Source organism: Rothia endophytica, assembly GCF_039543885.1.
Lineage (GTDB): Bacteria > Actinomycetota > Actinomycetes > Actinomycetales > Micrococcaceae > Rothia > Rothia endophytica.
The window spans coordinates 233,545-255,395 of record NZ_BAABKP010000002.1 but is presented as its reverse complement, the minus strand read 5'-3'; the positions used below and the strand labels follow the sequence as shown (position 1 = coordinate 255,395).

Sequence of the window (21,851 nt, the reverse complement as noted above, 5' to 3'; positions counted from 1 at the left end):
CATGGCCGGTCACCTCAGTTCATTCCGACCGGGCCGCGCCCGGCCCCGTCACGGCTCGTACTGCGGCCGAACGCCGAGATCGGGGGCAGCTCACGCTCCTTTGCACCCAGGCGCGTGACGCCGCGGGCGAGGCCGTCGTGGGCCTTGTGTGCGAGGTTCGTCTCGAAGTCGATCGCCAGGCGTGAGATCTGCCCGGTGCCTCTCGCCATCAGGTCCGAGGTGCGTACCCAGTCAACCCCGCGCGCCTTGCGCAGTGCCGGATCAACATCCGCAGTCTCAGTCTTGGCACCGGTTGTGCGGGTGACGTCGGCGGCTTGGATCGCCTCCGGAGCACCCGGTGTCTCCGCCCGGTCAGGGCGGGTCGTCTCCGGCGGGGGCGTGTCCTGCCTGCCGGGGTTGTTCTGCTCGTAGGGGTTCATGATTTCTGCTCCTTCTCCTCATCTGATTCGTTGTGGTGCTCGGGCACTGCCGAGGTCTCCTGGTCTGCGGCGGGCGCGGGATCGGTGCGGGGGAACCAGCGGCCGACGGTCGAGGCGTGCACGCCGAGTTCGCGCGCGATCGCCTTGTTCGACCAGCCCCGCCCCCGCAGCACTGCCGCCCGTTCCCGCCGCCCAGCACCTGCCAACGTTGGCGGGTCGGGCTCAGCCGATGGGGTTTCGGCCACCGCCTCCAGCACGGGCACATCCGATCGGTCAGGCTCTGTCTGCTCGCCCAGCACCTTGGCGGCCGGGGCCGGCGGTGTCGCTACCGCGATGCCCGTGGCCGAACGTGGCCGCTCGGGAAGCTCCGGCAGAAGGAGCGGTGCGGCCTGTGCCTGCGCGCCAGCGGTCTCGGAGACCTCCAGCGCCGATCCTGACTCCGGGGTGGGGGTGATCGGCGTGGGGACCGGGGTTCTGGTGGAGCGGGTCAGGACCGTCGTCAGATGCGTGGAGGCCAGCAGCACGAGCGGCGGGACCGCGGCGACGATGGCCGCGAGCAGGCCCGGCACGGAGGCGTCAGCGGCGACGAGGGCGTGCGCGGCGTTCGCGCTCACCGACATCAGCGCCCCGGCGATCAGCAGCACCCACGGGTACCAGGCCGCCCGATGCCCGTCGAGGGCGACGACCGCGACGGTCGCGACCACGATCAGCCCGTCCACCAAGAGCGGCCAGATCCACGCCTGGTTACTGGTGATGCCCGAGCGCACCGCGAGATCGGCCAGAGCGACGAAGCTCAGCCAGAACGCGCCGCCGCCGATCAGCACCGTCCCCGACGCGGCCGCGACCACCGCCCATCGCCGCCCCGACAGCCCGCCCATCACAGCCCCCGGCCCGCCCGCGTCGCAGCCGGCACCGGCCCGAATCTCTCCGGCACGGACTCGGCCCGGGTCGAGGTGCCGACACCGGTGGTGATGGTGCGGTAGGCGGACTCGACGGTGCGAGTGATCTCCCGCTGCCCGAAATCCGGCTGCTCCACGCTCGCAAACGCATCCAGCGCCTCGGAGACCGGCACATTGCCCTCGGCGAGGCGGCAGGCGGCCCAGAACAGCTTGAGATTGCGATCCGTGGACTGCCCGCTCAGCCAGGACGCCATCCGACCCGCATCCACCATCGCCCCTGCATCCGAGATCGGGCCGGTCTTCGGGCGGGGCCGGGGCGGGGTGAGAAACTCCCGCAGGCGCTGCGCATCCAGCGCCCGCCCGTCGGTGGGGGCGAACGAGGTGGGGCGGTAGAGCACGCTCTCGCCGTCGATCTGGCGGCGCGAGGGCGGGACGATGATGTAGCCGCGATCCCCACGGAAATCCACCCCGGCACGGCCGGCCTGCCACGACGGCTGTTCACTGTCGGCGGCCGGGAAGTAGATGTGCAGGCCGCCGGTCGGTGAGCGCACCATCGTCTCCCAGCCATGCACCAGCCCCTCCCGCCGCGCGGCGCGGATCGCGTCGAAGCCGTTGACGCCGTGCACATCGACATCCACCACGGAGACGCCCGAGGCTCGGCCGGTGGGCATGCCGATGTTCGCCGCCGGGAACCTGCGCCACCAGGCCTCCACCTGCGCCGGGTCGGTGGTGGCGTCGTGGAAGCCGCGTCGGGTGATCGGCTGCTTGCCCTCCGGCGCGCACGGGAACACCGGCACCCCGGACTGCGCGAACACCATCGCGGCCCGCCCCAGCGGCCAGGACGCATCCATCTGCCGGACCGCCCGAGTAAACCTGCTCTCGGACATCACAGCCCCCGCCCCAACACGACCGCAGCGGCCCGCTCCGGCGCCGGCAACGGCGCCACTTGCCGACCGGGCGTGTCCTGCCGTGGGCTCTTCGGGGCCGGGCCGTCGCGTTCCAGCCCGGGCGGTGTGCCGTCGGGCACCTGGTTCGTGTCGAGGCCGTCGAGGATGCTGAGCGCGGTCTTGCGGATGCGCTCACCGGCGGCCTGCACGACCTCGACCGGGTTCTTCCCGTCGACGTTCGCCGCCCACCCGGCCACGTACGGGATCGTGTAGCCCGTGGTGTCCATGCCGTGGGCGGCGCCGATCATCAGCGCCACCGATTCGGCCTCGACCTCACCGATCCCGCGATGCTGCCGCGCCTCCTCCTGGTCCGGCCCATGCATCAGCACATGCCCGAGTTCGTGGGCGAGAGTCTTCACCTGCGCGGCGTCGTCCATGTTCGTGCGCACGGCGACTTGCCGGGTCGAGTAGTTCGTCAGCCCGTTCGCGCCGCCGATCATGCCCTCGTGCGGCACCCACAGCAGCTCGAACCCCTCCGCCGTGACCTGCTCCGCCAGACCCTCGCGCAGACCTTCGGGGGCTTCGCCAGCGAGCAGCCGTGGCGCTGGCCGTTCGGGGATCGGATCGCCGCTGGTCTGGGAGGCGTCCCAGACGTAGGCCGGGCGCACGCCGACCATGCGGGAGCGCACGACCTCACCGGGCTTCGGCTTCTCACCCCGGTTCAGACGCCGCCAGGAGTCCGGATCGGCCGGGTTCGTCGAGGCGAACCTGCCAGTGACCGGGGCGAGGATCTGATACCCGGCCTGGCCCTTCTCGACCTGTCGGCCCAGCTGCTGCCACTGCTTGTATCCCGCGACCAGGGTGGGGAACGGTTCGGGCACCCCGCCGGCCTCGAATGCGGCCTGGTGCTGCTCCCAGATCAGGCAGACGTTGTTGAAGCTCCGCGACCGGAACCGGGCAGCGAACCGCATCGCATCGGCCCAGTCCTCACCGGTGACCAGCCGTTCGACGGCACCGGTGAGCTTCTCGTGGAGCTCGTCGAGCTTCGCTTCCCGCTGTTGGCGGGCTTCCTCCCTCGTCGCCATCGTCGGCCTCCTCTCGGCAGGCCAGCCGCGAGGTCGCGGCTGGCCTTGCACCAGCGAGGTGAGCCAGGAGCTTCCGGCGAGTCAGACGGTCAGCGAACGGAACAGTCGGTAGGTTGGCCGTCAGGACACGGGCGGCACCTGACGTGGACCTACTGGCGTATCAGCCTCAGAGCCTGCGTAGGGCTGGAAGCAGCTGAGTCCGGTCGGACGCCGGACGAAGTGATGATTTCCCGGACGACTCTGCTGCTATCTATCCGCGACAACCGGGCGCATGGAGCGGTAGCGACTCGGGCTGAGCCCGACGTGCTCGATGAATGCCTCCGTCGCCCGTGAACGGCTGGACCAGCCGACGCAACGACCTACTGCTGCGACAGAAAGATCGGACTCGCGCAGCAGCCTGGCCATCTCCTGCACGCGAAGCATCGTCAGATACGCGATCGGGGTCTTCCCGAAGGCATCGACGAACACACGGGTCAATTGCTGCGGGGAGAGCCGCACCCTCTCGGACAGCTCGTGGAGTGTCCACCTATAGGCGACGTTTTCATGCAGTGCCTCCCGTGCCAGCAGCGCCTCCGGACGGAGAGGGGCTAACCTGCGACTGCGCGGCAGCACTGGACGCGCGCGTGCACGCTGCAATGGTGTCAGCCTCGCAGGCGAGACCCGGATGAATGGTCCGAGCACATCCATGACAGCGAACCAGAGTGCCTGGAGTCGGTTGAATCTCTCTCGGAACCGTCTCTCAACGCTGAGCGCGACCATCTCATCAATCCACGGCACAACCATCCCGGCCCGATCTCTGCCGAGTCGCAGGATCTGCGCTGGTTCAGAGTAGATCTTCTCCGCGAAACCGGGGGCGTCAAGCCGATCGTGCAGCACCGCAGAGTGCTGCCAGAAGAACTGATCGAGAGCGAAATCGGTATCGACACGGATCGACGTCACCGACACTTGGCACTCGGGCTCGCAGCTGAACAATACGTTCGGGCCGAGAAGGATCGCATCGCCCACGCTGACCGGCTGACGACCGAACTCGCTGAACATGATTGCCGAGCCCGACCTAATGAACAAGATGTTGAGGCAGTCGTAAACCACCGGGCCGACAGGCCGGTGGACGGCAAGCGTCTGGGCGACCAGCGGGCTACGCCAATGTGCATCACAGGAGTGCCTCGCTGCCTCTGGCGTGGCCGCGCACTCTTGCTGGCTCTTGTCTGATCCGCTCACTAATCTCGAACGCCTGTGGAGCCGGACGAGCTCGCCAGTTCCGAACCAACAGCAATAGCGCATGATCGCTGTGGGGCGGGAGTCGGTTTCGTACCAGTCTTCGCTGCCTTCGTCGATGCGGCAAGGCAGTCCACGGTTCTGATGAGCCGAGGGGTCACTACTCTCCGACGCGCATCGACAAAACCCAGCGGATCGCCCCGCAGCATCGGTGCACCACAAGGCACACCTCGGACGCTCCAACCATCGTTTGCAGCACTTGCGCGATGCAGCTCACACGATCGCCTCCCTCCTTGCGGAATACCTGACAGGGGTATAGCGTTGACTTGTACACGTACCCGGTAGGGGTACTACCGACATACAAGGAGGATACCTGATGGCTTCGAACGATTACCAGGTGACGGGCATGACCTGCGGCCACTGCGAGATGTCGATCCGCGAGGAGGTCAGCGAGATCCCCGGCGTCCAGGACATCCAAGTCAGCGCGCAGACCGGCAAGCTCAACGTCACCGCCGAGGGTGAGATCGACGACGCCAAGGTCCTCGCGGCGGTCGAGGAGGCCGGCTACTCGGCGGTGCGCGTCTGATGAAGGCCGGAGGACGGCTCGCGCTCTACGGGGCCGGGTTGGTGGTGGCGTTCGGCGGGGCCTTCGGCCTCGCCGGCGCCGTCATTCCCGATAGCTTCGCAGCAGCATGGGCAGAAGGAAGTAACGTGAACGCACACGGTGAAGGGCACGGCGACGCTGCGCAGGAAACCGCGGAGCCCGCTCTGAACGGGGTCTCCGCAAGCGCGGACGGCTTCGTGCTCTCTCCGGTCCAGGCCCCCACGGCCGCAGGCGAGGATGGAGACCTGAGCTTCCAGATCCTCGACGAGTCCGGCGAACCGGTGACCGAGTACACCACCGCGCACGAGAAGGACCTGCATCTGATCGCCGTGCGCACCGACGGCGCCGGTTTCCAGCACGTGCACCCCGAACTCGACACGAGCACAGGCACCTGGTCGGTGCCGTGGACCTGGGACGAGGCGGGCACCTACCGCGTGTACGCCGACTTCACACCCGCGGGCGAGGAAGCCGAAGGCATCACTCTCACCCGCGCAATCGAGGTCGCGGGCGACTTCACCCCTGTCGAGACCGAGGCGCAGACCACCGACGAGGTCGACGGATACACCGTCTCCCTCAACGGCGACCTCACTGCGGGCACCTCAAGCGAGCTCACCATCTCGGTCGAGCGTGACGGTCAGCCGGTGACCACGCTGGAGCCTTACCTGGGCGCGTTCGGCCACCTGGTGGCGCTGCGCGAGGGTGACCTCGCCTACCTGCACGTCCACGCCGAGGGCGACGAGCCCCAGGCCGGGGACACGGCCGGACCCGAGATCCGATTCGCAGCGGAGGCCCCGACCGCCGACCGTTACCTGCTCTACCTGGACTTCCAGGTCGACGGGCAGGTGCACACCGCCGAGTTCGTGATCGACGCCGAGCACGGTGACGGCTCGAAGACAGACGATTCGCATTCCGACGGCCACTGACCCGCAGGGCCTGGCGTCGCACGAGAGCTGAGAAAGAAGGAAGAGGATGAGCACATCAGCGCCCCCAACGGGTGGGCCGGACATCGAGTTGGAGATCGGCGGGATGACCTGCGCCTCCTGCGCGAACCGGATCGAGAAGAAGCTGAACAAGCTCGATGGCGTCGCGGCCACCGTCAACTACGCCACTGAGAAGGCTAAGGTCACCGTGCCTGCCGGCTACGATCCGTCACTGCTGGTCGCCGAGGTCGAGAAGACCGGGTACACGGCCGCACTGCCCAAGCCCAAGGACACTACGGCGAACATGTCGGAGACCGAGGCCGGGGAGGAGGAAGACAGTGAGCTCACCTCGCTGCGGCATCGGCTGATCGGCGCGATCGTGCTCACTGTTCCCGTGATCGCGATGGCGATGATCCCCGCGCTGCAGTTCACGTATTGGCAGTGGGCCTCACTCGCCCTGGCCGCACCGGTGATCATCTGGGGAGCTTGGCCGTTCCACAAGGCGGCGTGGACGAACCTCAAGCACGGTGCGGCGACGATGGACACGCTCATCTCGATGGGTACCTCCGTCGCGCTGCTGTGGTCGCTCTATGCGCTCTTCCTCGGCACTGCCGGCACTCCCGGCATGACGCACCCCTTCGAGTTCACGATCGCTCCGTCGGATGGCGCGGCGAACATTTATCTCGAAGTCGGCGCGGGCGTGACGATGTTCATCCTCGCCGGCCGCTACTTCGAGAAGCGATCCAAGCGCCAGGCCGGGGCCGCGCTGCGCGCCCTCCTGGAGTTGGGCGCGAAGGAAGTCGCCGTACTCCGCGACGGCGTAGAGGTGAAGATCCCCACCTCTGAGCTGGCGGTCGGCGACGAGTTCATCGTCCGTCCAGGCGAGAAGATCGCCACCGACGGTCTCGTGACCTCCGGCTCCTCCGCGGTGGACGCCTCGATGCTCACCGGCGAGTCCGTGCCGGTCGAGGTCCGCGAGGGCGACTCGGTCACCGGTGCCACCGTCAACGCCGGCGGCCGCCTGGTCGTGCGGGCGACTCGTGTGGGTTCGGACACACAGCTCGCACAGATGGCGAAGCTCGTCGAGGACGCGCAGACCGGCAAGGCCGAGGTGCAGCGTCTGGCCGATCGTATCTCCGGCATCTTCGTGCCGATCGTCATCGTCGTCGCGTTCATCACCCTCGGCGCCTGGCTGGGAGGCGGGTTCCCCGTCGCCGCCGCGTTCACCGCAGCGGTCGCTGTGCTCGTCATCGCCTGCCCCTGCGCGCTGGGTCTGGCGACCCCGACCGCGTTGCTCGTCGGCACCGGGCGCGGTGCGCAGATGGGCGTCCTCATCAAGGGCCCGGAGGTGCTGGAGTCCACTCGCAAGGTCGACACCGTCGTGCTCGATAAGACCGGCACCGTCACCAGCGGCAAGATGACTCTGACCGACGTGATCACTGAGCCCGGTGTGGATCGTACGGAGCTGCTGCGTTTCGCCGGTGCACTGGAAGACTCTTCGGAGCATCCGATTGCGCAGGCGATCGCCAAGGGCGCGACCCAGGAAGTCGGCCAGCTGCCTACTCCAGAGGACTTCGCCAATGTCGAGGGCAAGGGCGTGCAGGGCATCGTCGAGGGGACCCCGGTCGTCGTCGGCCGCGAGTCTCTGCTGGCGGACTGGTCGCAGAAGCTCTCTCCGGAGGTCGCACAGGCGAAGGCCCAGGCCGAGGGCGAGGGCAAGACGGTCGTCGCGATCGGCTGGGACGGTGCTGCGCGCGGCATCCTCGTCGTCGCCGACACCGTCAAGCCCACGAGCGCCGAGGCGATCCGCGGGCTCAAGGAGATCGGCCTGACCCCGGTGCTGCTCACCGGTGACAACGAGGCCGTGGCCCGCCAGATCGCGTCCGAGGTCGGCATCGACGAGGTCATCGCCGAAGTGCTACCCAAGGACAAGGTCGACGTCGTCACTCGCCTCCAGGAAGAGGGCAAGATCGTCGCGATGGTCGGCGACGGCGTCAACGACGCCCCCGCGCTCGCGCAGGCTGATCTGGGCCTGGCGATGGGCACCGGCACGGACGTCGCGATCGAGGCCTCCGACATCACGCTCGTGCGCGGTGACCTGCGGGCCGCCGTCGACGCGATCCGCCTGTCCAGGAAGACCCTGTCGACGATCAAGACCAACCTGTTCTGGGCATTCGCCTACAACACCGCCGCGATCCCGGTCGCTGCGCTCGGCATGCTCAACCCCATGCTCGCAGGTGCGGCGATGGCGTTCTCCAGCGTCTTCGTCGTCGGCAACAGCCTCCGCCTGCGCGGGTTCACGAGCGTCGCCTCGAAGTGACGTACGAGAACCCACCCATCCACACGAATCCAATAACGAAGGAACACCAGAGAATGAGCAGCTGCTGCAGCACGAACGAGACCAACCCGGCCGTGGAGAACGGTGGACGCGAGAACCTTCTTGGCGGGGGCGCCGATGACATGACCACCTGCCCGGTCATGGTCGGCACCCCGGTCAGCAAGAAGACCGCCGAGGCCGCCGGCCTCTACCGCGACTTCGAGGATGAGCGCTACTACTTCTGCTGCGCTGGTTGTGGGCCTGCGTTCGATTCGGACCCGGCCAAGTACGCCGCCAACATGGCGTAATCCACCAGCGTGCGGGGTGCCGCGGCACCGCTGCGGCACCCCGCCACCTGATCGGAGCGAACCGACATGACCACTACGACTCCCACCACCGAAACCCACCTCGACACCTGCCCCGCAGGAGGCGACGGCGACGCGTCCGTCCACGGATACATCAGCGATAAGACGAAGTACCGCAATCGTCTGCGGCGCCTCGAAGGCCAAATCCGCGGCATCGATCGGATGGTCGACGAGGACCGCTACTGCATCGACATCCTCACCCAGATCTCCGCAGTCACCAGGGCACTCGAAAATGTCGCCCTCGGCCTGCTCGACGATCACCTCAAGCATTGTGTCCTCGACGCCGCACTCGCCGGCGGACCAGTGAGCGAGCAGAGGCTCGGCGAGGCGTCCGAGGCCATCGCCCGCCTCGTGCGCTCCTGACGCCGGCGCATCAGTTCGATCACGACCAGCAGTTCAGGAGTTCTTCTATGACCCCACAGCACGTTCTCATCCTCGGCTCGGGAGCAGCCGGGGCCGCAGCCGCCCGCACTCTCGCCTCACGCGACGATGTCCGGGTGACGCTGGTGACCCGCACCGGGGAGACGCCCTATACGCGGATGCTCATCAAGGGAATCGCGTTCGGTCCGACACCGCCGGAGATGATCAAGCTCCCGCTGCCTCAGATCGAGGTCATCGCCGACACCGTGCTCAAAGTCGATACCTCGGCGAAGCAGGTCCAGCTGACCTCCGGCGCACAGGTCTCCTACGACGCGCTCATCGTCGCGACCGGGAGTATGCCTCGCTCCCTGCCCGCTGACGTGTTCGGCGGCGAAGACGCCGGACAAGGGCGGGTCACCGCTCTTCACTCCGTGGAGGATGCCCTGGGCATCCGAAAGCTGCTGACCGGACTGGGGCGACCCGCGCGGGTAGCGATCTACGGCGGTGGAATCATCGCAGCCGAGACAGCCTCGTCTCTGCAAGCCGACGGACGCATGGTCACGCTGGTCTCCCGCAGTTCAGTTCCCGGCGTCGGAGCGTTTGGGGCGCCCGTGGCTGAGCGCCTCGCCGCCGACCATGCCGCCAAGGTGCAGGCCCGATTCGGTCGCACTCTCCAGCATGTCGACGAAACAGAATCCGGTGTCACCATCACCCTCAACGACGGAAATCCCGTCGTGGCTGACTTCCTTCTCCTCGCGCTCGGCACGACGCCCGCAGCCCCGTCACCGTGGACGAACGGTATCGACGTCGACGATCACCTCCGCGCCGCGGCAGAACACGTCTACGCAGCCGGAGGTGTGGCCACGCACCACGACGAGGCACTGGGCGCCTGGCGCATCGACCATTGGGAAGACGCCGCCGCACAGGGTGCGCATGCCGCGCAGGCCGCATTGCACGACCTCGGCATTAGCGACGATCCGGGCGCCTACCTGCCACGCAGCCCTTACATGGCAATGGTCTACGGTCAGATGATCTCCGGAGTCGGGTACACAGCCGGCGCAGACGCCCACCTGGAAGCCGGTGAGGAGTTCATCGTCCGCCACGAGACCGACGGCATCGTCGTCGGCGTCACTGGCATCGACGCAGTCGGCACCGTCTACCAGTGGGGGCAGCAGCTCCACGGCGTGCGGGCATAGGCGATGGCGGGAGACTGTATTAGGCAGATCCCACGGCGGGGCTTCGTGCTCTCGCTGGCAGCGACCATTCTCATGATGGCCGCTGCCAGCGCGCCGTCCTTGTTCTACCCCCAGATCGCCGAACGGCTCGGACTCATCCCCGTCGCCACCACACTCGTGTTCGCGGTCTACACCTTCACCCTCCTGGCCGCGCTGCTCTACCTCGGACCACTCTCCGACCACGTCGGCCGACGTCCGGTCGTGGCCGCCGGTTCTTTGGCGCTGGCGCTGAGCGTGGCCATGTTCTGGTTCGCCGGTAGCCTCGCGGCGCTCCTGGTCGCCCGAGCCTTGCAAGGGCTCGCAGCGGGTCTGCTGATCCCGGCGCTGTCGGCGATGATGATCGACTTCGAGTCCCCGTCGCATCGGAACATCGCAGCCCTGTGGAACACGATCGGCCCGATGATTGGCCTTGGGGCCGGGGCTCTCGGTGCTGCGCTTCTCCTCGATCTCACCTCCGAACCGACAACTGCCGTCTTCGGGTCGCTCGTGCTTGCCTTCCTCATCGTGGCAACGGTCGTGTGGAGCACACCGGAACTGGCCCCGAAGACCCGGATACGACGTGGCGACCTCCGTCCGCGGTTCACCGTGCCACCGCACCTGCGCCGCATGTTCACCGCCGGAGTGCCCGTGATCATCGCCGGGTGGGCGACCAACGGGCTTTTCCTCGCGCTCGGAGCCGACCTCGTCGGCAGTGAGCTTGGGGGCTCCACGCACACCCAAGCTGGGATCGTCATCTTCGCACTGGCGATCTCCGGAGTCACCGCCTCGTCCGTCCTACAGCGGCGTTCCGCCCGCACCATCAGCCTGTATGCGACCAGTGCCCTGGCGTTCGGCACCGCAGTGAGCATCGGCGCCCTCGCACTCGGTTCCTACTCAGCCTATGTCGCCTCGGTCGCGATCGTCGGTTCCGGGTTCGGCACAGCGTTCCTCGGGGTACTGCGCACACTCATGCCCCACACGGCATCGTCGGAACGCGCCGCCGTGATGGCTGTGATCTACACAGTTGCCTACCTGGCATTCGGCGTGCCCACCATCGTCGCCGGATTGCTCGTGCCGGTGCTCACCCTGTCGGGGACGATGACGATCCTCGGTGCGATCATCATCGCCCTCAGCCTCGTCGCCACCGTCCTGCGCCTGCGCATCCCGCACCCGGCCGCAGGCCCGGCAGAGACTGACGACTTCCCCGAGCCTCCCACCGGCTCTCACCGCCGATCCGCACCCGACCGAGAGGAGCAGCCATGACCTACGTGATCGCGCTTCCCTGCGTGGACGTCAAGGACCGCGCCTGCATCGACGAATGTCCTGTCGACTGCATCTACGAGGGCGAACGCTCGCTCTACATCCACCCCGACGAATGCGTCGACTGCGGAGCCTGCGAACCGGTCTGCCCCGTCGAGGCCATCTACTACGAAGACGACCTGCCCGACGAATGGTCTGACTACTACAAGGCCAACGTCGAGTTCTTCGACGAGTTGGGTTCTCCCGGAGGAGCCGCGAAGATCGGACCGACGGGCTTCGACCATCCCCTCATCGCCGCATTGCCCATCCAACACGAGCAGACCCTCTGAGAAGGGGCTTCCGATTGATCCATACCGACACAACACACAAGCCTTGACTAGTACCCCCTAGGGGTATATGGTAGGCATATTGATGAAAGGAAATGACATGCAGAGGAGACTGCGAACAGGACTGGCAGCGGGAGCGCTCGGAGTGGCGCTCGTGCTCGCCGGTTGCGCCAGCGGAGCAGACGACGACCAGCAGACCGACCCTTCGGCTACTGAGGAGCATCAGGGCCACGGCGGCAACAACGCAGAAAGCGGTGATGAGGAGATGGAGCACCCGATGGACGGCGGACCGGCACCCGAGGGTATCGCCGAAGCCAGTGAGCCCACCTACCCTGTCGGTACCGAGGTGCAGCTCACGGCCGACCACATGGAAGGCATGGAAGGGGCTACAGCAACGATTTCCGGCGCATTCGACACGTACACGTACTCCGTGAACTACACGCCCGCAGGTGGCGGCGACCCCGTCACTGATCACAAGTGGGTCGTGCAGGAAGAAATTGAGGATGCCGGCGACGAGCTTCTGGCCGACGGCACAGAGGTGACTCTGCTCGCCGAGCACATGGAAGGCATGGAAGGCGTAAAGGCCACCATCGCTTCGTCCACCGATGAGACGGTCTACATGGTCGACTACGAGACGGACGGCATGAAGATGACGAACCACAAGTGGGTCGTCGAGAGCGAGATCCAACCAGCGTCCTGAGCCGACGTTCGCTTGCCCGGCCACCGGGTGAGCGGCAATCGGCCTGGCTCGATGACGGAGGAGAGGAATCATGACGGACCCGAACTCACACCAGCACCACGGCCACGAAACCGATACACCCGCCCACGGCGAGCATCACCACGGGTCTGTGTCCGCGCACGCCTCGGCGGATGCGCACGGCACGCGCGAGGGTCAGCACACCGGGCATCAGGGCCACGCCATGGACCACGGGCAGCACTCAGGCCACACGGGCCTCGACGAGCACGGCGGCCACGATGAGCATGCCCAGCACGGTGGGCACGGAGATCACAGCGGCCATGGCGGGCACGGGGACCACGTTGGCCAGTTCCGCCGGCTGTTTTGGATCAACCTCGTCATCGCCATCCCCGCGGTTGCCCTCTCACCGATGTTCGCCATGCTGCTGGGCTACGAGGTCCCCGGCTGGGCGGGCTGGGTCGCCGCGGCACTGGGCACCGTCATGTACGTCTGGGGCGGCAGGCCCTTCCTCACCGGTGCCGTCAGCGAGTTGAAGTCCCGCAAGCCCGGGATGATGCTGCTCATCGCTCTGGCGATCACGGTGGCCTTCTTCGCCTCCTGGGCCGCCACGCTCGGGCTCGTCCATCACGAGCTCGAATTCTGGTGGGAACTGGCGCTGCTGATCGTCATCATGCTGCTGGGCCATTGGATCGAGATGCGCTCCCTGGCCCAGACCACCTCGGCGCTCGACTCGTTGGCGGCACTGCTGCCAGACGAGGCCGAGCGCGTCGAGGGCGAGAACGTCGTCAAGGTGGCCCCAGCCGACCTCGACGTGGGCGACGTGGTCATCGTGCGCCCCGGCGGCAGCGTCCCGGCCGACGGAACCATCGTCGACGGCCGCGCCGACATGGACGAGTCCATGATCACCGGCGAGTCCCGCCCGGTCTCTCGCGGCGAGGGCCAGACCGTCACCGCCGGCACCGTCGCCACCGACTCCGGCCTGCGGGTGGAGATTACCGCCACCGGTGACGACACCGCCCTGGCCGGCATCAACCGGCTCGTCGCCGAGGCGCAGAACTCATCCTCCCGCGCCCAGCGGATCGCCGACAAGGCCGCGGCCTGGCTGTTCTGGTTCGCTCTTGGCGCGGCGCTGGTCACTGCGGTCGTCTGGACGCTCATCGGCATGCCCGACGAGGCCGTCGTGCGCACCATCACCGTGCTCGTCATCGCCTGCCCCCACGCCCTCGGCCTGGCGATCCCGCTGGTCGTCTCCATCGCCACCGAGCGAGCCGCCCGCGGAGGCGTCCTAGTGAAGGACCGCCTGGCGCTGGAGTCCATGCGGCAGGTCGACGCGGTGCTGTTCGACAAGACCGGCACGCTGACCAAGGGCGAGCCCACCGTCACCGGCGTCGAGCCGACCGGCGAACTCGACGCCGACCAGGTCCTCGCCCTCGCTGCCTCGGCCGAGGCCGACAGCGAGCACCCGCTCGCCAAGGCCATCGTCACCGCCGCCAAGGACAAGGGCCTTGCCCTCCAGCAGGCCAGCGGCTTCTCATCCTCGCCCGCCGTCGGCGTCACCGCGACCGTCTCCGGCCAGAAGGTCCGCGTCGGCGGGCCCCGGCTGCTCGAGGAGACCGGTCAGCACGAGGTCGGCACGGCCGAGGCATGGCGCTCCGAGGGCGCGATCATTCTGCACGTTCTCCGCGGCGGCCAGGTGGTCGGCGGGCTGAGGCTCGCCGACGAGGTCCGGCCAGAATCCCGCGACGCCGTCGACGCCCTCCACGCCCTCGGTGTCGAGGTCGTCATGATCACCGGCGATGCCGAGGCGGTCGCGAACGAGGTCGGACGGGAGCTCGGCATCGACCGCGTCTTCGCCGGCGTGCGCCCGGAGGACAAGTCCGCGAAGGTCTCCCAGCTGCAGGAAGAGGGCAAGAGGGTCGCGATGGTCGGCGACGGCGTCAACGACGCCCCGGCTCTGGCGCAGGCCGATGTCGGCATCGCGATCGGCGCGGGCACCGATGTCGCCATCGCCTCGGCCGGGGTGATCCTGGCCAGTTCCGACCCACGCAGCGTGCTCTCGATCATCCAGCTGTCGCGACGCGCATACGGCAAGATGAAGCAGAACCTGTGGTGGGCCGCCGGCTACAACCTTCTTTCGGTGCCGTTGGCGGCCGGTATCCTGGCACCGGTGGGATTCGTCCTGCCAATGTCGATCGGCGCGATCCTGATGTCAGCCTCCACCGTGGTTGTCGCGCTCAACGCCCAGCTGCTGCGGCGCATCGACCTCACACCCGAAGCCAGCACGCGTTCCGTCCTGGAGCGCCAGAAGTAAGGACATGCCCATGTCTGTCGATACCGATTCCCACCAGCACGGCTACATCAGCGACAAGGAGCGCTATCTCGGCCGCATGAAGCGCATCGAAGGACAGGCGCGTGGGATCGCGAAGATGATCGATGAGGAGAAGTACTGCATCGACATCCTCACCCAGGTCTCCGCTCTGACCCGTGCCCTCCAGGGGGTTGCGACTGGTCTGCTCGACGACCATCTCAAGCACTGCGTGCTTGATGCCGCCAAGCTCAGCGACGAGGCGGCCGTCGAGAAGATCCAGGAAGCCACCGACGCCATCAACCGGCTCGTTCGCTCCTGAACCCGGACCCCGATCACCGCGTTCCAGGACACGGCGGGCACAAACCCTCAGGATGCCAGCGCGCTTGATCCTTGCCGACGCGCCGTCCGCCCGCGACGCGCTCACCTTCGCTAAGCGGGCCGCGCAGGCCGGTGCCCATGGCGTGCGCTTGCAGGCCGCGGCCGGGCTGCTGCGCATGAGCGCAGCCGCGCTAACGCCCCGTGGTCCGCTCGACCGCACTCCTACGATCCTCGTCCTTCGCACGCTCCGCTCCGACCCTCAGCTGCAGTGCGACGTCACCGTGGAAACGTTGACCGCGACCGCCGTCCCTCTTACCCTGGCGTTGCCGGAAACCGCGCTGGCACCCGCCTGGACCAGCGTCGAACCCCCGCAACACGGGTGGAGACTTATTGCGGATGTGTCCAGCCTGACGCTGATGCGCAGCGCCCGTGCCGGCATCGAGGCCGTCGCCCAAGCACTTCCCGACAAACCCGGCGACGATGTCGTCCGCAAGATCCGGGGCACGGTTTGGGGCACCCCGGACACGGCACTCGCATCGCTGCCACAAGGCGTTGCGTTCGCCGCCTACGTCTTCGGGTTCCTCAGCCGAGGAAACGGGGCCACGATCTCAACCGCCGGCCGTTGGACGCGGTTGACCCTCCCGACTGGACACGTGCTCCTGCGCGGACCCGTCGCCTCTGGCCTCACCCCGATCCGCCGCACCCGGCCACGCGTTTCCGAGTCCGTCACATCGATTGAATAACCCTTGATACCCTATAGGGGTATGGGGTAGTATTGATGACTATGAAAAAGGTTGAGCACGTGCACGCCACGTATGACACACCGCATCTGAATGCGGCGGTCGGAGTCTTCGCGTTGCTGGCGAATCCGGTGAGTGTGAAGATGATCCTCGCCATTCGCGACATCGAGGTCTCTGCCAATCACCTGGCGGACATCGTCGACCTTCCCGTCGACCAGACCTCCCACGAGCTTCACCGCCTGGAGTCGGCCGGGATCGTGAGTCGGCAGCGACGCGAGTCCGGCGACTTCTACCTATTGAACGGTGTGCATGCCGGGGCGCTGGCTGAGGCTGCGATCTTCCATGCCGAACATCAGCAGCAGGAACGCACTCGTGCGGGTTCTCCCACCTCGAACTCGCGACCGAACTGACAGAGGAGGCATCATGCCCCGTTTTTCCCGATTGACCCCTGAGACCGCAGTGGGGGCCTCACGAGACTTGCTCGGCGATCTCGTCGAGCGGCACGGCCAGGTCGGAGACATGGTCTCGACGATGGCGCACTCCCCGGCGGTGCTCGGCGGCTATCTGCAGCTGAGCAAAGCCATGCGTCGCGCCAAGCTCGACCGTAAGGTCAGCGAGCTCGTTTCGATCGCCGTGCAGTCGAAGCAGGGATGCGGAATGTGCCTGGCCTCGCACATCAGCGCGGCACGATCGCTCGGGGTCAGCGATGACGAGATCGCACTCGCCCAGCAGGGTACGGCGATGACCGGCCCGGTCGCGGCGATGATCGCGCTCGGCCTCCAGGTCTACCGTGAGCCTACGTCGATCACCGACGAGCAGATTGACGAGCTTCGGGGATACGGGTACAGCGACCGTGAGATCTCTGATGTCGTCGGGGTCGTGTCGCTGAACATTCTCACCGGCGCCTTCAACCTGGTTGCTGGCCTCACGCCGGGCGACTGACTTCGCCGGCGACTTGGTGCCTTGGCCGAGAGGATAGGCAGCGGTCTGCAAAACCGTTTACACGGGTTCGAATCCCGTAGGCACCTCCACTTCCCGCTGAGCCCAATAGGACACACGTCGTTGGAGGCGAGTGATGGAGAGCCAGCACATCTTCAACGGTGACATGACACGCGCCGCGCGCATCCTCGTGAAGGTGAGCGCCCAATATATCGCCCGTGAAGCCAACGTGACCAAGGAAGAGTTGCGCGACTTCGAGAAGGGGCGACACGACTTGTCGTAGAAGAAGCAGGAGCGTGTGCGGGCCGCCCTCGAAGAATTGGGGCAGAGTTTCTGCCTGACGGACCCAACGGCGGCTACGGCATCCGTCTGAAGTTCGGCCGTTCCAGGATCTACTCACTTGAACGTTGCGAGGGCGAGGGCGGGCCGCGGCTCACAACAGAGTCTGATCGTCGGACCCAGGCCCATGTGCCCTTCTCGGAACCGGATTCAAACCTACCTTTTCACCTGGAAGATCGCACCACGGCCTCACTGCGCATCCTGGTGCCGTTGCGCCTGGGCCGGCTTTGGCCGTCACACCTTGCCTCTGTTCCAGGAATGGAAGCGTGGGCACGCTGAGCTCATCGAATACAGTCGCCCGACGGACCCGATCTGGGCCCTGCGCGACGGGGGCGATCGATGCCGCACTCATCCGCTCTTCTTCACCCAAACGTGCCATTGGTCCGGGTTTGGAGCGGTTACCGCTGTTCACCGAACGCCTGGTTGCATCGGTGACGAGTACCGACTCGCGTGCCCGGCAGGAGTCGGTGACCCTAGCCGATCTCGCTGACGGGCCGGTGGCGGTCTGCGCGACCGCTCCGACGGCCACCGGGGAGCTGTGGAGTACGACTGCTCGCATGCCGCGCACGATCTCGGTGGCGAACACGGACGAGTGGTTAACCCGCATCGCTGTCGGCGACGCCATCGGCATCACTGCAGAGGCGACAACGCACAATCACCGCGCGCCGGAGGTGGTCTATCTGCCCATCGAGGATGCCCCACGGGTGACCGTGGCGCTGACCTGGCCAGGGCAGAGGAGGAGCCACCCGCAGGTAGGGGTCTTCGCCACCTGCGCACAGGACTACTTCACCCGACTCATCGACATCGGCTCCCCACCCCGCCTGCTCTCCACCGGGGCCGATGGTCAGCTGACGTAGCTCCCCACTGCAGCTATGCGACCGACCATCCCCCAGGTAGCCCATCCTCGGGTGCGACGGGACCCCTGAGTTTCATTCCGTGTCGGAGCAACAGATCACACTCGACAATATCGCTCTAGCGCGATATGATCGCCCTATGACGATGATTCAAGAGGAGGGGGCAACCCTCGACGAAGTGGCGACAGTAGCGTACGCCCACCTGTTCCAGGCATTTGCGGAGCCGACGAGGTTAGCGATCGTGCAGCACCTCGCCTCCGGGGAGCACCGGGTCCGGGACCTGGTCGAGCACATGGGCCTGGCCCAGTCCACGGTGAGCAAGCATGTCGGCTTCCTCGTCGAGTGCGGCCTGGCGACGATGCGCCCGGAAGGGCGCTCCACCTGGTACTCGCTGGCACAGTCCGAGCTCCTGCGTACCCTCATCGCCGCTGCCGAACGCCTCCTCGATGCCACCGGCACGCAGGCCCTGCTCTGCACGCACCTGCGACTCCCACATACCCACCACGCGACAGATACGGACAAGAAGTAGACATGGGCGCAGGACACAATCACGGCCCCGCCGCCAGCGAGACCGGTCACCCCGGAGATTTCCGCAAGAAACTCTGGATCGCATTCTCGATCACCGCGACGATCGTCGTCGCCCAGGCCATCGGCTCGATCATCACCGGCAGCCTCGCACTGCTGACCGACACCGCCCATGCCATTACCGATGCCTCCGGGCTGCTGGTCGCACTGATCGCCGCGACGCTGATGCTCAAGCCCGCCAACTCCAAGCGCACCTGGGGGTTCCGGCGTATCGAAGTGATCGCAGCCCTCGGACAGTCGGCACTGCTGCTGGCGGTGGGCACCTACGCCGCCATCGAAGGCATCCGGCGACTGTTCGAGCCGCCGGAGGTGCCCGCAAGCGAACTGCTGATATTCGGCATCATCGGCCTGGTCGCGAACATCATCGCCATCACCATCCTCGCCTCCAGCCGCGGTTCGAACTTCAACATGCGTGCCGCGTTCCTCGAAGTTCTCAATGATGCCCTCGGGTCGCTCGGAGTGATCATCGCGGCGATCGTCATCGCCACGACCGGGTTCATGCAGGCCGATGCCATCGCCGGACTGCTTATCGCCACATTGATCGTGCCTCGCGCGTTCAAGCTCATGCGCGAGACCACCGGCGTCCTTATGGAGTTCACTCCCAAGGGCCTCGACCTCGACAAGGTGCGTTCGCACATCCTCGAACTTGACCATGTCAAAGATGTCCATGACCTGCACGCCTCCACTGTGGCGACCGGCCTGCCGACCCTGACCGCCCACGTCGTCGTCGACGACGAGTGTTTCACCGACGGTCATGCCGCGCAGACGCTCCACGAGATCAAAGATTGCGTCGCAGGACACTTCGAGGTCTCCATCCATCACTCGACCTTCCAGATCGAGACCGAGCACATTGCCGAACATGAACCGGAAATCAGCAAGCACGACTGAACGCAGTGCCCCCTCCCGGGCTCGTTCCGGGGGCTTCCGCGTCACGCAGGTAGGCACTACCCCTATGGGGTAGTATGGCCAATTGGCACCACGGCAGACACGGCAAGGAATCCCATGAAAAACTTCAGGCCATTCCCGAAGTACGGCGGAACGAAAACCGCTGCAATCACCGTCGTGGTCGGCGCTTTCCTGCTCACCGGATGCACGGCCGCCAACGACTCACCCTCAGCCTCCTCGGCCAGCGGAGCCGAGATCCTTGCCGAGAACGGTCTCGATGGCCTCGACGTGCGTGAGCTGGTCGAAACGCTCGATGCGATCCCGCTGGACGAACGCACGGAGACCTTGACCACGTCGATCACTGCGGAGGCGGTCACGCTCACCGATCAGCACGAACACACGGCAGAGGTGCGGTTGCCAAGTAACGAGATCTACGTATCCGTCGCCCCGTATCGGTCGCAGACCCATGATTGCTACTACCACAGCCCGACCGGATGCCTGGGTGAGCTGCGCAACGCAGACGTGGCCGTCACGGTGACGGATGCGACGACCGGCGAGACGATCGTCGACGAGGAGATGAGAACCCTCGACAACGGCTTCGTCGGGATCTGGCTGCCCCGAGGCATCGAGACGTCGATCTCGATCACCCACGACGGCCAGACCGCCACCTCCAAACTTTCGAGCGTCGACGACGATGCGCAAACCTGCTTGACCACGATGCGACTGGCCTGAAACCAGCACCACGGGAATACCCCCAGGGGGTAGGGTGTTGTGGTGTGCGTGCGGTCTATCGCACGCAACGTGTAACAGGAAGGAAATCAGTCCCATGAGCGAAGTCACCACCGTCGACACCCAGACCTTCGATGAGGTTGTGCTCCAGAGCGACGTTCCCGTTCTCGTGGACTTCTGGGCAGCCTGGTGCGGCCCGTGCCGTGCAATCGCGCCGGTCCTGGACCAGATTGCTGCCGAGCAGGATGGAAAGCTTCTCATCGCCAAGCTCAATGTCGACGAGAACCCCGACATCGCCTCGCGCTACAACATCAGTTCGATCCCTGCGATGAAGGTCTTCGACAAGGGTGAGATCGTGCGCGAGATCATCGGGGCGATGCCGAAGCCGCAGATCGAGCAGCGCCTCGACGGTATTATCTGAGGCTCGGCCGTCGAACTGTTCCCGAACTCCGCCGATCGTTGCGCGGCAGTTGACGATCGCCCAAATCAGCGTGGTTCCATACGTAGTCCAAGACTGCGCAGGGCAAGGAGCGCTTGAAGTGGCAGGACCCCGTTACCCAACGCGGTGTTCTGCTGATTTGCAGTCAGATCACCCATCGGGTCGGTGATCCATCCGACTGGCAGACCTATAAGCCATTCCACGAACTCCGGCGACGAACGTGGCCCTCTGTCCTCGTTCAGAACTGCGGGGGCAGGGGCGCCGCGTCGGGTGATGTGCTCCCATCGTGCGACGGCGTCGGCGTATCGCCCCCAGCGACGAAGATGCTGTCGACTAGCGCGAACAGGGTCTCCGCTGCGTTCGAGTTGATGGTCGAGCCGCCCGGTCCGTTAAGTGCGAGGTCGATTATCTGATGACTCAGTGCGATAGTGCCGCCGCGGGCTCTGACCGTCTCCATCGTCTCTCCGCCCCGAGAGGAGTCCGTTGCTAGCGGCGTCCGGAACAGCGCCCCTGCGGTAGGCGACGATGAAGATACGGAAGCGATGGTGATCAGCGCCGGAAAGTGAAGCCGGTAGGCCGATCCATCGTGCGTCATACCGCAAGTCGGCCAGGTCTCCGAGTACGGCGCCTGCCGTCCGAAGAGGTCGGGCTGATGCGTCCCCCAGACCGCACGGGTCGGATGCCAAGTCGCAAACGGTTGCATGGCCAGCGGCTGTAGGATCACGGTCAACGGGTCCACTTGATACCCCTTCGCGGGTCGGGTAGCGGGGGCCGAGAGCAACCCCTTACGTTCTCGATCACGACGCACGCGGGTTGCAGCTCCTCGATTGCGCGTGCCATGCACGACCAGAGCCCCGAGCGAGTACCTGGCGCGATGCCTGCACCCTTGCCGACGATTGAGACGCCCTGGCAGGGGAAGCCGCTTATCACGATTTCGACCGGCGGTACGGTACTCCAGTCTATGACGGAGATGTCGCCGAGGTTTGGGGCATCCGACCAATTGTGAGAGAAGACTTGCGCGACCGAGGTGTTGATCTCGGAGAACCAGACCGTATCCCCCACCAGTGGCGTGTTCGACGGCAAGGTCGAGCCCTCCGTACCCGCTGAAGGTCGAGCCAATTCGCGGCGAGGAAACGGGGGGAAGTGC

Annotated in this window: 26 protein-coding genes and 1 tRNA gene; 21 read left to right on the top strand and 6 right to left on the bottom strand. The window is 66.3% G+C overall.

The annotated features are described in order from the left end of the window. Positions 1 to 14 precede the first annotated feature (14 nt). The 5 genes from ABD982_RS07665 to ABD982_RS07645 all read right to left on the bottom strand — a co-directional run bounded on the left by ABD982_RS07665 (position 15) and on the right by ABD982_RS07645 (position 4,328). Positions 15 to 419: a hypothetical protein gene (locus ABD982_RS07665; protein WP_345446177.1), complete on the bottom strand. Its 405-nt coding sequence runs from the start codon at positions 417 to 419 to the stop codon at positions 15 to 17. Beyond that, a complete protein-coding gene (locus tag ABD982_RS07660) occupies positions 416 to 1,297 on the bottom strand; it encodes a DUF2637 domain-containing protein (protein ID WP_345446176.1) in 882 nt (293 codons plus the stop codon). Before ABD982_RS07660 ends, ABD982_RS07665 begins: the two co-directional genes overlap by 4 nt. Further along, on the bottom strand, positions 1,297 to 2,205 hold the full coding sequence (locus ABD982_RS07655; protein WP_235044703.1) for a bifunctional DNA primase/polymerase: 909 nt from the start codon (positions 2,203 to 2,205) through the stop codon (positions 1,297 to 1,299). Before ABD982_RS07655 ends, ABD982_RS07660 begins: the two co-directional genes overlap by 1 nt. Then, positions 2,205 to 3,290, bottom strand: a complete 1,086-nt coding sequence (locus ABD982_RS07650; protein WP_006213361.1) for an ArdC-like ssDNA-binding domain-containing protein — start codon at positions 3,288 to 3,290, stop codon at positions 2,205 to 2,207. The genes ABD982_RS07655 and ABD982_RS07650 overlap by 1 nt, the downstream gene beginning before the upstream one ends. Positions 3,291 to 3,536: 246 nt before the next feature. Continuing rightward, complete coding sequence (locus ABD982_RS07645) at positions 3,537 to 4,328, bottom strand: helix-turn-helix transcriptional regulator (protein WP_225984163.1); 792 nt, start codon at positions 4,326 to 4,328, stop codon at positions 3,537 to 3,539. A 553-nt stretch (positions 4,329 to 4,881) separates the two neighbouring features. Between ABD982_RS07645 and ABD982_RS07640 the strand changes: the two genes are divergently transcribed. The 21 genes from ABD982_RS07640 (at position 4,882) to trxA (ending at position 20,686) form a co-directional block, all read left to right on the top strand. Then, positions 4,882 to 5,091, top strand: a complete 210-nt coding sequence (locus ABD982_RS07640; RefSeq protein ID WP_006213359.1) for a heavy-metal-associated domain-containing protein — start codon at positions 4,882 to 4,884, stop codon at positions 5,089 to 5,091. After that, a complete protein-coding gene (locus tag ABD982_RS07635; RefSeq protein WP_040560308.1) occupies positions 5,091 to 6,032 on the top strand; it encodes a hypothetical protein in 942 nt (313 codons plus the stop codon). Before ABD982_RS07640 ends, ABD982_RS07635 begins: the two co-directional genes overlap by 1 nt. A 46-nt stretch (positions 6,033 to 6,078) precedes the next feature. Continuing rightward, on the top strand, positions 6,079 to 8,349 hold the full coding sequence (locus tag ABD982_RS07630; RefSeq protein ID WP_040560307.1) for a heavy metal translocating P-type ATPase: 2,271 nt from the start codon (positions 6,079 to 6,081) through the stop codon (positions 8,347 to 8,349). Positions 8,350 to 8,402: 53 nt separating this feature from the next. Beyond that, entirely contained in the window at positions 8,403 to 8,654 is a 252-nt protein-coding gene (locus tag ABD982_RS07625) for a YHS domain-containing protein (RefSeq protein WP_006213356.1), read from the top strand. A gap of 66 nt (positions 8,655 to 8,720) precedes the next feature. After that, entirely contained in the window at positions 8,721 to 9,074 is a 354-nt protein-coding gene (locus ABD982_RS07620) for a metal-sensitive transcriptional regulator (protein WP_006214162.1), read from the top strand. A 47-nt stretch (positions 9,075 to 9,121) separates the two neighbouring features. After that, positions 9,122 to 10,267: an FAD-dependent oxidoreductase gene (locus ABD982_RS07615; RefSeq protein WP_006214163.1), complete on the top strand. Its 1,146-nt coding sequence runs from the start codon at positions 9,122 to 9,124 to the stop codon at positions 10,265 to 10,267. Between the two features lie 45 nt (positions 10,268 to 10,312). Then, complete coding sequence (locus ABD982_RS07610; RefSeq protein WP_006214164.1) at positions 10,313 to 11,548, top strand: MFS transporter; 1,236 nt, start codon at positions 10,313 to 10,315, stop codon at positions 11,546 to 11,548. After that, complete coding sequence (gene fdxA / locus ABD982_RS07605) at positions 11,545 to 11,874, top strand: ferredoxin (RefSeq protein ID WP_006214165.1); 330 nt, start codon at positions 11,545 to 11,547, stop codon at positions 11,872 to 11,874. The genes ABD982_RS07610 and fdxA overlap by 4 nt, the downstream gene beginning before the upstream one ends. Positions 11,875 to 11,971: 97 nt before the next feature. Next, complete coding sequence (locus tag ABD982_RS07600; RefSeq protein ID WP_006214166.1) at positions 11,972 to 12,571, top strand: YdhK family protein; 600 nt, start codon at positions 11,972 to 11,974, stop codon at positions 12,569 to 12,571. Positions 12,572 to 12,641: 70 nt separating this feature from the next. Further along, positions 12,642 to 14,879: a heavy metal translocating P-type ATPase gene (locus ABD982_RS07595; protein ID WP_006214167.1), complete on the top strand. Its 2,238-nt coding sequence runs from the start codon at positions 12,642 to 12,644 to the stop codon at positions 14,877 to 14,879. Between the two features lie 10 nt (positions 14,880 to 14,889). Beyond that, on the top strand, positions 14,890 to 15,195 hold the full coding sequence (locus ABD982_RS07590; protein ID WP_006214168.1) for a metal-sensitive transcriptional regulator: 306 nt from the start codon (positions 14,890 to 14,892) through the stop codon (positions 15,193 to 15,195). 64 nt (positions 15,196 to 15,259) lie between these two features. Further along, entirely contained in the window at positions 15,260 to 15,937 is a 678-nt protein-coding gene (locus ABD982_RS07585; protein WP_225984161.1) for a DUF8185 domain-containing protein, read from the top strand. 35 nt (positions 15,938 to 15,972) lie between these two features. Continuing rightward, the gene (locus ABD982_RS07580; RefSeq protein WP_061867933.1) at positions 15,973 to 16,344 is read left to right on the top strand and encodes an ArsR/SmtB family transcription factor; all 372 of its coding nucleotides are present in this window, start codon (positions 15,973 to 15,975) and stop codon (positions 16,342 to 16,344) included. Between the two features lie 13 nt (positions 16,345 to 16,357). Beyond that, positions 16,358 to 16,876 carry a carboxymuconolactone decarboxylase family protein gene (locus ABD982_RS07575; protein WP_040560569.1) on the top strand — a complete coding sequence of 173 codons (519 nt, stop codon included), beginning with the start codon at positions 16,358 to 16,360 and terminating at the stop codon, positions 16,874 to 16,876. A gap of 15 nt (positions 16,877 to 16,891) precedes the next feature. After that, positions 16,892 to 16,965, top strand: a tRNA-Cys gene (locus ABD982_RS07570). Positions 16,966 to 17,009: 44 nt separating this feature from the next. After that, entirely contained in the window at positions 17,010 to 17,156 is a 147-nt protein-coding gene (locus ABD982_RS07565; RefSeq protein ID WP_156491183.1) for a hypothetical protein, read from the top strand. 322 nt (positions 17,157 to 17,478) lie between these two features. Beyond that, positions 17,479 to 18,069, top strand: a complete 591-nt coding sequence (locus tag ABD982_RS07560; protein ID WP_197464198.1) for a LysR substrate-binding domain-containing protein — start codon at positions 17,479 to 17,481, stop codon at positions 18,067 to 18,069. A gap of 136 nt (positions 18,070 to 18,205) precedes the next feature. Next, on the top strand, positions 18,206 to 18,595 hold the full coding sequence (locus ABD982_RS07555) for an ArsR/SmtB family transcription factor (protein WP_040560570.1): 390 nt from the start codon (positions 18,206 to 18,208) through the stop codon (positions 18,593 to 18,595). A gap of 2 nt (positions 18,596 to 18,597) precedes the next feature. After that, a complete protein-coding gene (locus ABD982_RS07550; RefSeq protein WP_006214174.1) occupies positions 18,598 to 19,539 on the top strand; it encodes a cation diffusion facilitator family transporter in 942 nt (313 codons plus the stop codon). A gap of 114 nt (positions 19,540 to 19,653) precedes the next feature. Continuing rightward, positions 19,654 to 20,268, top strand: a complete 615-nt coding sequence (locus ABD982_RS07545) for a CueP family metal-binding protein (protein ID WP_179861205.1) — start codon at positions 19,654 to 19,656, stop codon at positions 20,266 to 20,268. A gap of 94 nt (positions 20,269 to 20,362) precedes the next feature. Then, complete coding sequence (gene trxA, locus ABD982_RS07540; protein WP_006214176.1) at positions 20,363 to 20,686, top strand: thioredoxin; 324 nt, start codon at positions 20,363 to 20,365, stop codon at positions 20,684 to 20,686. A 744-nt stretch (positions 20,687 to 21,430) separates the two neighbouring features. Here the strand turns inward: trxA and ABD982_RS07535 are convergent. Then, a complete protein-coding gene (locus tag ABD982_RS07535) occupies positions 21,431 to 21,766 on the bottom strand; it encodes a DNA cytosine methyltransferase (RefSeq protein ID WP_225984242.1) in 336 nt (111 codons plus the stop codon). Between the last annotated feature and the right edge of the window lie 85 nt (positions 21,767 to 21,851).